The following is a 10722-nucleotide window of genomic DNA, read 5'->3' on the forward strand; positions in this document are numbered from 1 at the left end:
TGAACCCTTTCCTCAGGTCGTGCTCGCGGTACGGCGCTGGACCAGCACGGCGGCGACGATGATCGCGCCCTTGGCGATCTGCTGGACGTCGCTCTGCAGGTTGTTCAGGGCGAAGATGTTGGTGATCGTGGTGAAGATCAGGACGCCGAGGACCGAGCCGGTGATGGTGCCGCGGCCTCCGGTCAGGAGCGTGCCGCCGATGATCGCGGCGGCGATGGCGTCGAGTTCGTAGAGGTTGCCGTTGGTGTTCTGGCCGGAGCCGGACAGGATGATCAGCAGGAAGGCGGCGATGCCGCAGCACAGCCCGGACAGCAGGTAGAGGTAGAGCCGCTGGCGGCGCACGTCGATGCCGGCGAGCCGGGCGGCCTCCGGGTTGCCGCCGACGGCGACCGTGCGGCGGCCGAAGGTGGTGCGGTTGAGCACCAGCCAGCCGATCACCGTGACGACGGCGAACACCAGCACCAGCGGCGGGACGCCCAGCACGTAGGCGTCGCGCTCGCCGAGGTCCAGGACCGACGGCACGGTGACGATCTGCGTCTTGCCGTCGGTGATCTGCAGGGCGAGGCCCCGGGCGGAGGCCAGCATGGCGAGGGTCGCGATGAACGGCACCATCGCGCCGTAGGCGATGAGCATCCCGTTGACCAGCCCGCAGCCGACGCCGACGACGACCGCCGTGAACAGGATGCCGAGGAAGCCGTACTCCTGGGTGGCGACGGTCGTGGCCCACACCGAGGCGAGGGCGACGATGGCACCGACCGACAGGTCGATGCCGCCGGAGACGATGACGAAGGTCATGCCGACGGTGACGACGCCGATCACGGACGCCTGGGTGAGGACGAGTTGGAGGTTGCGGGTGTCGAGGAACTCGTCGGGCTTGGTGATCCCGCCGATGAGGACCAGCACGGCGAGGACGCCGAGCAGGGACAGGGTGCGGACGTCGGCGCGGGCCATCAGGCCGCGCCAGGCGGGGGGCTGGGCCTGGGACACCTTCGTGGTGCTGCTGTCCCACGGCGGGGAGACGGGCTGCGTCATGACGCCGGGCTTCCTTCCATGACCAGGTCGAGTACGCGGTGTTCGTCGAGTTCGCGCGCGGGCGCCGTGTGGACGACCCGGCCCTCGCGCAGGACCAGCACGCGGTCGGCGAGGCCGAGCACTTCGGGCACCTCGCTGGAGACCAGCAGCACGGCCAGGCCCTCGTCGGCCAGGCGGCGGATGACCGCGTAGAGCTCGGCGCGGGCGCCCACGTCGACGCCTCGGGTGGGTTCGTCGAGCAGCAGCACCTTGCAGCCGCGCAGCAGCCAGCGCGCGAGTACGGCCTTCTGCTGGTTGCCGCCGGACAGGGTCCGCACGGGCACGGAGGGGTTGTCGGGCCTGAGCGACAGTTCGCGGGTGGCGGCCCGGGCGGCCCCGAGTTCGGCGCCCCGGTCGACCCAGCCGCCGCGCGAGAAGCGGGACATGGAGGAGACCGACACGTTGCGGGTGACGGACTCCAGCATCAGCAGGGCCTGCGCCTTGCGCTCCTCGGGGGCGAGCCCGAGTCCGGCGCGGACGGCGGCGCGCACGCTGCCGGGCTTCAACACCCGGCCCTCGACCAGCACCTGACCGGTCGTCGGCTTGCGGGCGCCGTAGACCGTCTCCAGGATCTCGGAGCGGCCCGAGCCGACGAGTCCGGCCAGGCCGACGATCTCACCGGGCCGCACCTCCAGGTCCAGCGTCTCGAACTCGCCCTGCCGCGACAGCCCCCGCACGGTGAGGACGGGCTCGGCGGCCGGCGGGGTCAGGGGCCGCTCTGGGAAGACGTACTCGACGTTGCGGCCGGTCATCAGGGCCACGACCTCGCGGGTCGGGGTCGATTCGGCGGGCAGTCCGTTCGCCACGGCCCGGCCGTCCTTCAGCACGGTCACCCGGTCGCCGATGCGGCGGATCTCCTCCAGGCGGTGGGAGATGTAGACGACGGCGACGCCCGCGGCGGTCAGGTCGCCGACGATGCGGAAGAGGTTGTCCACCTCGTCCGGGTCGAGGGCGGCGGACGGTTCGTCCATCACGATGAGCCGCACGTCGTGGGAGAGCGCCCGGGCCATGGAGACGATCTGCTGCTGCGCCGCGGACAGGTCCCCGACGAGCCGGGCGGGATCGATCTCCCGGTGACCGAGCCGCTTCAGCAGCGCGGCGGTGGACTCCTTCGCCACCCGGCCCCGGACGACGAAGCCGGCCGCGGTCGGCTCGTGCCCGAGGTGGACGTTCTCCGCGACGGAGAGGTGCTCCACCAGGTCGAGTTCCTGGTAGATGGTCGCGATGCCCAGCCGCATGGCGGCGATGGGCGACCGGAGGGTGACCTCCTCGCCGCGCCACCGGATGACGCCCGTGTCGGGCTGGTGCGCGCCGGCAAGGACCTTGATGAGGGTCGACTTGCCGGCGCCGTTCTGGCCGAGGAGGCAGTGCACCTCGCCGGCCAGGACGTCGAGGTCGACGCCGTCGAGGGCCCGGACTCCGGGGAAGGACTTGGTGATGCCGGACATGCTGAGCAGCGGTGGTTCTGGTGCCATGCGGATTCCCCTTGGCGGGCGGGCCGGTGACAGGGCGCTTGCCGGGCAGACGTGTGCTGCGCAGGGCAGGGCGAAGCAGGGCGCCGTGCCGGGTGAGCCGTGCCTGGACCGGGTGCGGTGCGGTGCGGGTGCGTGCGGTGGGCCGTACTGGGGCGGTGGGCCGTGTCGGGATGCGGTGGGCGTGCCGGGATGCGGTGGGCTGTGCCGGGTGCTGTGCTGCCGTGCTGTCGGGAGGGACTACGCGGGAGAGAACAGGTGGTCGCTGATGAGCCGGGCCGCGCCGGTCACCCCGGCCGCGGGCCCCAACTCGCCCAGGACGATGGGCAGATTGCCGGTCGCCAGGGGCAGCGACTGGCGGTAGACCTGGGTGCGGATCGCGGCGAGCAGGGTGTGGCCGAGGCCGGTCACCCCGCCGCCGATCACCACCAGGCCCGGGTTGAAGAAGCTGACCAGGCCGGCGATGACCTGGCCGGTGCGGTTGCCGCCCTCACGGATCAGCTCGAGGGCGGTGGCGTCCCCGGCGGCCGCGGCGGTGGCGACGTCGGCGGCGGTGAGGCCGCCGGCGGTCTCCAGCCGTGCGGCCAGTTCCGGGGAGAGCCCCTGCTGGGCGGCCTCCAGGGCGTCGCGGGCGAGGGCCGCTCCGCTGAAGTGGGCCTCCAGGCAGCCTCGGTTGCCGCAGGCGCACGGGCGGCCGTCGGGCACGGCCTGGATGTGCCCGATGTCGCCGGCGCTGCCCGTCGTACCGCGGTAGACCTCACCGCCGACGACGATGCCGCAGCCGATGCCGGTGCCGATCTTGACGCAGAGGAAGTCGGCGACGGTGCGGGCGACGCCCGCGTGCTGCTCCCCCATCGCCATCAGGTTCACGTCGTTGTCGACCATGACCGGGCAGCCGAGTTCCTGGCTGAGCGCCTCCCGCACGGGGAAGCCGTCCCAGCCGGGCATGATCGGCGGTGCCACCGGGATGCCCTCGGGGAAGCGGACCGGGCCCGGGACGCCGATGCCGGCGCCGTCGAACCCCTCCGCGAGCCCGGAGGCCCGCAGTTTCGCCGCCATCGCCAGGACCTGCTCGAAGACCGCGACCGGTCCCTCGCGCACGTCCATGGGCTGGTTGATGTGCCCGAGGGTCTCCAGCTCGGCGTTGGTGACGGCGACGTCGATCGAGGTCGCACCGATGTCGACGCCGAGGAAGCGCAGTTCGGGATTGAGCCGGATGTTGTGGCTGCGGCGCCCGCCGCGCGAGGCGGCGAGCCCGTCGGCCACGACCAGCCGCGTCTCCAGCAGCCGGTCCACCTCCACGGCCAGCTTGGACCGGGAGAGGTCCACCTGGTCGCCCAGCTGGGCGCGGGAGTTGGGGCCGCCGTCGCGCAACAGCCTGAGGAGTCGGGCCTGGTGAGCGTTCCCGGGTCGTGCGGTCATACGTCTCACGAGCCCCTCCCCGCCTCTTTCGGCCTCTGCGCGCCGGTTTTCCGCCACCGTCGGTGGCGTGCTTTCGGAGGGAACGTAGCAGTGGCTGCCGGGGCTGGGAAGAAGTCGCGCAGGAATTGCCGCCCACTTTTTCCACTCAGAGGACAAAGACGGGGAGACGACCTTCCCTCATCCGGCGAAGAGGACATTCCGGCAGGCGTCTGCCCGCCCGTCCCGTGCCTAGGAACGCCCCCGCGCGTGGTACGACCGCCGGGTGTGCTCGGTGTGTTCGCGCATCAGGTGCGTGGCCCGCTGCTCGTCCCGCGCGGCCACGGCGGCGATGAGCTCGCGGTGCTCGATCCAGGACTGCCCGCCGCGCTGCCGGGCCACCGGCGTGTAGTACCAGCGCACGCGCCGGTCGACCTGCGCGGCGAGTTCGGCGAGGACCGCGTTGCCGGCCAGCTCCATGATCTTGGCGTGGAAGCGGGCGTTCACGGCGACGGCGCCGTCCACGTCGTCGGCCTCGACGGCCTTCTCCCCTGCCGCGCACAGGGCTTCCAGGTCGGCGATGCCGGCGCTGTCCGCGTTCGCCGCGGCCAGCCGGGCCGCCTCGGCCTCCAGGAGCGTACGGACCGTGAGGAGCTGGTCGGCCTCCTCCTCCGTCGGCTCGTGCACGAACGCGCCCTGGGCGGGCCGCAGATCGACCCACCCCTCGGTATTGAGCCGCTGGAGCGCCTCGCGCACGGGCTGCCGCGACACGCCCAGGTGCCCGGCGAGTTCGCTCTCGACGAGGTGCTGACCGGGCTGGAGGGCGCGGGTGGTGATGAGTTCGAGCAGCGCCTCGTAGACGCGGTCGCGCAGCGGTCCCGGGCGTTCCAGCTTGGGTACCGCCCCCTGGGGCAGTCCTGTCGACAGCATCGCGGTCCCCCTCCTCGGCTGAGCCGTGCGGAGCGCGGCGGAAGCCCGTGTCGCCGCGGATTCAGTATCGATTGTCTTTCGTCTACAGTCTACGGCGCACCGGTGCCAGGGCTTCGGGGAGTCGACCGCGTCACATCGACCCGGCGCTCAGGGGCAGCGCACGACCTGTCCCGCGTAGGACAGGTTCCCGCCGAAGCCGAACAGCAGGACCGGGTCGCCGGAGGTGAGCGCGCCCTGTTCGACGAGCTTGGAGAAGGCCAGCGGGATGCTCGCGGCCGAGGTGTTGCCGGACTCGGTCACGTCGCGGGCGACGACCGCGTTCACGGCGCCGATCTTCTCGGCGAGGGGCTCGATGATGCGCAGGTTCGCCTGGTGCAGCACGACCCCGGCGAGGTCGGCCGGTGCGAGCCCGGCGCGTTCGCAGGCCCGGCGCGCGATGGGGGGCAGCTGGGTGGTGGCCCAGCGGTAGACGCTCTGCCCCTCCTGGGCGAAGCGCGGCGGGGTGCCCTCGATCCGCACGGCGTGCCCCATCTCGGGCACCGACCCCCACAGCACCGGCCCGATGCCCGCCTCGCCGGCGGCCTCCACCACGGCGGCCCCGGCCCCGTCGCCCACCAGGACGCAGGTGCTGCGGTCGGTCCAGTCGGTGACCTCGGACATCTTGTCGGCGCCGATGACCAGCGCCCGGCTCGCCCCGCCCGCGCGGACGGCGTGGTCGGCGGTGGCCAGGGCGTGGGTGAACCCGGCGCAGACGACGTTGAGGTCCATGGTGGCGGCCTGCGGGACGCCGAGGCGGGCGGCGACCCGCGCGGCCGCGTTGGGCGAGCGGTCGACGGCGGTGGAGGTGGCGACCAGCACCAGGTCGATGTCGGCCGGGGTCAGCCCGGCCGAGGCGAGGGCCTTGGCGGCGGCGTGTGCGGCGAGTTCGTCGACGGGCTCGTCGGGTCCGGCGATGTGGCGGGTGCGGATGCCCACCCGGCTCCTGATCCACTCGTCACTGGTGTCCACCAGGCCCGCCAGGTCCTCGTTGGTGAGCACCTTGGCGGGCTGGTAGTGGCCGACGGCGGCGATGCGCGAGCCGTTCATTGGGCGGGTCCCCCTCGTTGCCTTGGGTAGCGGGTCCACCAGTCTGAACAGTGACTCACGGGTACGACGGCAGCCGAGGCGACAGGAAACGGTCGCCCGGGTTGTCGGCTTCCGTCAGCACCTCGGACGTCCGGACACCTGTCGAACGACCTCCCGGCCCTGCCGGCCGGCCCGGTCCGGACGACCGTCCCTAGCCGGTGAACAGCTGGGTCGCCTTCCGGACCAGTTCGTACAGCCCGTAGGCGAGCGGCACCCCCACCCACACCCAGGCGAAGGCGATCAGCCACCGGCGGCCCGGGCTAGGCGGACTCTGACTGCTGTCGTTCGACATGCGCGGCCTCCCTCTGTGCCGGGATGTGATGACGCGGGGCGACGGGCCGGACCAGTTCGTTGGCCACGAAGCCGACGACGAGCAGGCCGATCATGATGACGAAGGACAGTCCGTACAGGGACGCTCCGTGCCGGCCCGCGTCCTCCTGCCGGTCGGCGATCCAGTTCACGATGAGCGGCCCGAGCACCCCGGCCGTGGACCAGGCGGTCAGCAGCCGCCCGTGGATGGCGCCGACCTGGTACGTACCGAACAGATCCTTCAGATAGGCGGGGATTGTGGCGAATCCGCCTCCGTAGAAGGACAGGATGACCAGCGCGCACAGGACGAACAGGGGTTTGGAGGAGTCGCCGAACAGGGCGATGAGGGTGTACATCAGGGCGCCGGCGCCCAGGTAGACGCGGTAGATGTTCTTGCGTCCGATCAGGTCGGACGTCGAGGACCAGCCGAGGCGGCCGGCCATGTTCGCCGCGGACAGCAGCGCCACGAATCCGGCGGCGGCGGTCACCGACACCGGAGTGGAGGTGTCCGCGAAGAAGTCCGTGATCATCGGCGCGGCCTTCTCCAGGATGCCGATGCCGGCGGTGACGTTCAGGCAGAGCACCACCCACAGCAGCCAGAACTGCGGGGTGCGGACGGCCTGTTTCGCGGAGACCTGCGGGCCGAGAGGGGGCTGCGTCGCGGTGGCCCGCTCCTCGGGGGCAGGACGCGGGACCCGGACCAGAAGCACACCCAGCAGCATGAAGACGGCGTACGACAGCCCGTGCACGAGGAAGGCCAGCGCGATGCCGGAGCTGTCGGATCCGAAGGACTCCAGCATCTGCGCGGACCACGGCGAGGCGATGAGCGCGCCGCCGCCGAACCCCATGATGGCGATGCCGGTGGCCATGCCGGGGCGGTCCGGGAACCACTTGATCAGGGTGGAGACCGGGGAGATGTAGCCGATGCCGAGTCCGATGCCGCCGACGAAGCCGTAGCCGAGGACGATCAGCCAGTACTGCTCCGACGACGCGCCCAGCGCGGACAGGAGGAACCCGGAGGAGAAGCAGAGCAGGGCGACGGTCATGGCCCAGCGCGGGCCGTTGCGCTCCACGAGCGTGCCGCCGAACGCGGCGGACAGTCCCAGCATGACGATGCCCAGCTGGAAGGGCAGCGCACTCTGCGTGCCGCTGAGGCCGAGCGCGGACTCCAGCGGCGGCTTGAACACGCTCCAGGCGTAGGCCTGTCCGATGGAGAGGTGGACCGAGAGAGCGGCGGGCGGAACGAGCCAGCGGCTCCAGCCCGGGGGCGCGACGGGGGGACTCATGAAACCCGGACGGTAGGACTCCGTAACCGCGTTGAGAAGGCGGTCCGCGATCCGTGTGCGACGAGCGGTACCCGGCATGCGCCGAACGGTCGGCGCACGGACCCTTGCCGCGGCAACTTCCATACTGTAGACAATATTTCGTCGACACAAGTCGCGCACGAGCCAAGGGCGGGCCGGACAGCCGCCGTTGGCTCCCCACCTCCGCGGTATCCCTCGAACCGAACGGAGTGCCTTCGTGAAAGTCGCAGTTCTCGGTGCCGGTGCCATCGGCGCCTATGTCGGCGCCGCGCTCCACCGCGCGGGCGCCGACGTGCATCTCATCGCCCGTGGACCGCACCTGGCGGCCATGAGGCGGCACGGGGTCCGGGTGCTCAGCCCGCGCGGCGACTTCACCGCGCACCCCCACGCCACCGACGACCCCGGCGAGGTCGGCCCGGCCGACTACGTCTTTTTGGGATTGAAGGCCAACGCGTACGCGGCGTGCGGGCCGCTCGTCGCGCCCCTGCTGCACGAGGGCACGGCCGTGGTGGCGGCCCAGAACGGCATCCCCTGGTGGTACTTCCACCGGCACGGCGGCCCCCACGACGGCCGCCGGATCGAGAGCGTGGACCCCGGCGGCGCGGTCAGTGCGGTGCTCGCGCCCGAACGGGCCGTCGGCTGCGTCGTCTACGCGGCGACCGAACTCGAAGGGCCGGGCGTCGTACGGCACGTGGAGGGCACCCGGTTCTCCCTCGGCGAACCCGACCGCAGCCGCTCGGCGCGCTGCCTCGACTTCTCCGAGGCCCTGCGGGCGGGCGGCCTGAAGTGCCCGGTCGAGCCGGACCTGCGCAGTGACATCTGGGTCAAACTGCTCGGCAACATCTCCTTCAACCCGATCAGCGCCCTGGCCCGCGCGACCATGCGGCAGATGTGCCGGCACGGCGGCACCCGCAGGGTCATCGAGATCATGATGACCGAGACCCTCGCGGTCGCCGAGGCCCTGGGGTGCGAGGTCGGGGTGTCCGTCGAGCGCCGGCTCGCGGGCGCCGAACGGGTCGGCGACCACCGCACCTCCACGCTCCAGGACCTGGAGCGCGGCAAACCGCTCGAACTCGACGTCCTGCTCGCGGCCGTCGTCGAACTGGCGGAGATCACTGGCGTGGACGTGCCCACCCTGCGCACCGTGCACGCCCTCTCGGACCTGCTCGCGCTGAGGAGCGCCGCATGAGGAAACGCGACCGGACCCCCAGGACCTACACCCGGCTCACCCACCCGCTCGTGAGGGACTCCCGCGACGAGCCGTTCCGCCGCGCCACCTGGCAGGAGGCCCTGGACCGGGTGGCCCGCGGCCTGGAACGCAACCGCGGCGCCTTCGGCATGCTCTCCTGCGCCCGCGCCACCAACGAGATGAACTACGTGGCGCAGAAGTTCGCCCGGGTCGTCATGGGCACCAACAACGTCGACTCCTGCAACCGCACCTGCCACGCCCCGAGCGTGGCGGGGCTGTCGGCGGCGTTCGGCTCGGGCGGCGGCACGTCGTCGTACGAGGAGATCGAGCACACCGACGTGATCGTGATGTGGGGCTCCAACGCCCGCTTCGCGCACCCCATCTTCTTCCAGCACGTGCTGAAGGGGATCAGGAACGGTGCGCGGATGTACGCGGTGGATCCGCGCCGGACGTCGACCGCCGAGTGGGCCGAGAGCTGGCTGGGCCTGAACGTGGGCACGGACATCCCGATGGCGCACGCGATCGGCCGCGAGATCATCCACGCCGGGCTGGTGAACGAGGCGTTCGTCGAGCGGGCCACGACCGGCTTCGAGGAGTACCGGGCCCTGGTCGAGCCGTGGACGCCGTCCCTCGCCGAGAAGGTGACGGGCGTGCCGGCCGCGGCGATCCGGGAGCTGGCCCACGCCTACGCCCGGGCCGAGCGCGCCCAGTTGTGCTGGACGCTCGGCATCACCGAGCACCACAACGGCACCGACAACGTGCGCGCCCTGATCAACCTGTCCCTGCTCACCGGGCACGTGGGCCGCTGGGGATCGGGGCTGCAACCGCTGCGCGGGCAGAACAACGTGCAGGGCGGCGGTGACATGGGCGCGATCCCCAACCGGCTGCCCGGCTTCCAGGACATCCTGGACCCCGACACGCGGCTGAAGTTCGCATCGGCCTGGGACACCGTCATCCAGCCCCACTACGGCCTGAACCTCACCGAGATGTTCGAGGCCATGGAGGACGGCAGCCTGAGGGCCGTCTACTGCATCGGCGAGAACCCGGCCCAGTCGGAGGCCGACAGCGAACAGGCCGTACGGCGGCTGAAGGCTCTCGACTTCCTGGTCGTGCAGGACATCTTCCTGACGAGGACGGCCGAGCTGGCGGACGTCGTCCTGCCCGCCACGGCCGGCTGGGCGGAGACCGAGGGCACCACCACCAACAGCGAACGGCGCGTCCAGCGCGTCCGCCGGGCCGTCACCCCGCCCGGCGAGGCCCGCGAGGACATCGACATCCTCTGCGACCTCGCGGCCCGCCTCGGCCACGACTGGAAGTACGCCGACGCCGAGACCGTGTGGAACGAGCTGCGGTCCCTCTCGCCGGACCACTACGGCATGACCTACGAGCGGCTGGAGGAGCACCAGGGCATCCAGTGGCCCTGCCCCAGCACCGACGGGCTCGAACCGCCCTACCTGCACGGCAGGTTGTGGGACCCCGAGCCGGCCCGGCGCGGGCGGCTCGCGCCGTTCGGGATCGTGCGGCACGACCCGCCCGTGGACCTCACCGACGAGCGGTACCCCGTCCGGCTCACCACCGGGCGGCGCCTCGACTCCTACAACACCGGGGTGCAGAGCGGTGGTTACGCCTCCCCGCTGCGGCGCGGCGAGTACGTCGAACTGTCCCCGGAGGACGCCGAGCACTACGGGGTGGTGGTCGGGGAGCAGGTGCGGGTGACCTCGCGGCGCGGGTCGGTGACGGCGCCGGTGTGGGTGGACCCCGCGCTGCGCCCCGGGCTCGCCTTCATGACCATGCACTTCCCCGACGAGGTGGACACCAACGCGCTGACGATCGAGGCCAACTGCCCGATCGCCGGGACGGCGGAGTTCAAGGCGTCGGCGATCCGGATCGAGAAGCTGCCCATCGCGACCATCGTGGGGTGAAC

The 10722-nt window shown here is 71.9% G+C and carries 9 protein-coding genes; 2 read left to right on the top strand and 7 right to left on the bottom strand.

Annotated elements, in window-relative coordinates:
- Positions 1 to 12 precede the first annotated feature (12 nt).
- From ACH4C6_RS17285 to ACH4C6_RS17315, 7 genes are all read right to left on the bottom strand, one after another.
- The gene (locus ACH4C6_RS17285; RefSeq protein WP_398109413.1) at positions 13 to 1032 is read right to left on the bottom strand and encodes an ABC transporter permease; all 1020 of its coding nucleotides are present in this window, start codon (positions 1030 to 1032) and stop codon (positions 13 to 15) included.
- A complete protein-coding gene (locus tag ACH4C6_RS17290) occupies positions 1029 to 2546 on the bottom strand; it encodes a sugar ABC transporter ATP-binding protein (RefSeq protein WP_398109414.1) in 1518 nt (505 codons plus the stop codon). The genes ACH4C6_RS17285 and ACH4C6_RS17290 overlap by 4 nt, the downstream gene beginning before the upstream one ends.
- Before the next feature lie 237 nt (positions 2547 to 2783).
- Positions 2784 to 3965, bottom strand: coding sequence for an ROK family protein (locus ACH4C6_RS17295; RefSeq protein ID WP_398109415.1), 1182 nt, complete (start codon positions 3963 to 3965; stop codon positions 2784 to 2786).
- A gap of 228 nt (positions 3966 to 4193) precedes the next feature.
- A complete protein-coding gene (locus ACH4C6_RS17300) occupies positions 4194 to 4871 on the bottom strand; it encodes a GntR family transcriptional regulator (RefSeq protein ID WP_398109416.1) in 678 nt (225 codons plus the stop codon).
- 147 nt (positions 4872 to 5018) lie between these two features.
- The gene (locus ACH4C6_RS17305; RefSeq protein WP_398109417.1) at positions 5019 to 5957 is read right to left on the bottom strand and encodes a beta-ketoacyl-ACP synthase III; all 939 of its coding nucleotides are present in this window, start codon (positions 5955 to 5957) and stop codon (positions 5019 to 5021) included.
- A 190-nt stretch (positions 5958 to 6147) separates the two neighbouring features.
- Positions 6148 to 6288 (bottom strand): hypothetical protein, encoded by a 141-nt coding sequence (locus tag ACH4C6_RS17310; protein ID WP_398109418.1) that lies wholly within the window; start codon positions 6286 to 6288, stop codon positions 6148 to 6150.
- Positions 6257 to 7591 carry an OFA family MFS transporter gene (locus ACH4C6_RS17315; RefSeq protein ID WP_398109419.1) on the bottom strand — a complete coding sequence of 445 codons (1335 nt, stop codon included), beginning with the start codon at positions 7589 to 7591 and terminating at the stop codon, positions 6257 to 6259. Before ACH4C6_RS17315 ends, ACH4C6_RS17310 begins: the two co-directional genes overlap by 32 nt.
- Before the next feature lie 235 nt (positions 7592 to 7826).
- On the opposite strand from ACH4C6_RS17315, the gene ACH4C6_RS17320 reads away from it, so the two are divergent.
- The gene (locus ACH4C6_RS17320; protein ID WP_398109420.1) at positions 7827 to 8798 is read left to right on the top strand and encodes a 2-dehydropantoate 2-reductase; all 972 of its coding nucleotides are present in this window, start codon (positions 7827 to 7829) and stop codon (positions 8796 to 8798) included.
- Positions 8795 to 10720 carry a molybdopterin oxidoreductase family protein gene (locus ACH4C6_RS17325; RefSeq protein WP_398109421.1) on the top strand — a complete coding sequence of 642 codons (1926 nt, stop codon included), beginning with the start codon at positions 8795 to 8797 and terminating at the stop codon, positions 10718 to 10720. Before ACH4C6_RS17320 ends, ACH4C6_RS17325 begins: the two co-directional genes overlap by 4 nt.
- The last annotated feature ends 2 nt before the right edge of the window (positions 10721 to 10722 follow it).

The sequence above is a fragment of the Streptomyces sp. NPDC017943 genome, from assembly GCF_044328425.1.
GTDB classification, from domain to species: Bacteria; Actinomycetota; Actinomycetes; order Streptomycetales; family Streptomycetaceae; genus Streptomyces; species Streptomyces djakartensis_A.

Bases quoted from the DNA above. Each gene is read 5' to 3' on its own strand.
- ACH4C6_RS17325 (WP_398109421.1), top strand. From the start codon at position 8,795: ATGAGGAAACGCGACCGGACCCCCAGGACCTACACCCGGCTCACCCAC.
- ACH4C6_RS17305 (WP_398109417.1), bottom strand. From the start codon at position 5,957: ATGAACGGCTCGCGCATCGCCGCCGTCGGCCACTACCAGCCCGCCAAG.
- ACH4C6_RS17315 (WP_398109419.1), bottom strand. From the start codon at position 7,591: ATGAGTCCCCCCGTCGCGCCCCCGGGCTGGAGCCGCTGGCTCGTTCCG.
- ACH4C6_RS17285 (WP_398109413.1), bottom strand. From the start codon at position 1,032: ATGACGCAGCCCGTCTCCCCGCCGTGGGACAGCAGCACCACGAAGGTG.
- ACH4C6_RS17290 (WP_398109414.1), bottom strand. From the start codon at position 2,546: ATGGCACCAGAACCACCGCTGCTCAGCATGTCCGGCATCACCAAGTCC.
- ACH4C6_RS17310 (WP_398109418.1), bottom strand. From the start codon at position 6,288: ATGTCGAACGACAGCAGTCAGAGTCCGCCTAGCCCGGGCCGCCGGTGG.
- ACH4C6_RS17300 (WP_398109416.1), bottom strand. From the start codon at position 4,871: ATGCTGTCGACAGGACTGCCCCAGGGGGCGGTACCCAAGCTGGAACGC.
- ACH4C6_RS17295 (WP_398109415.1), bottom strand. From the start codon at position 3,965: ATGACCGCACGACCCGGGAACGCTCACCAGGCCCGACTCCTCAGGCTG.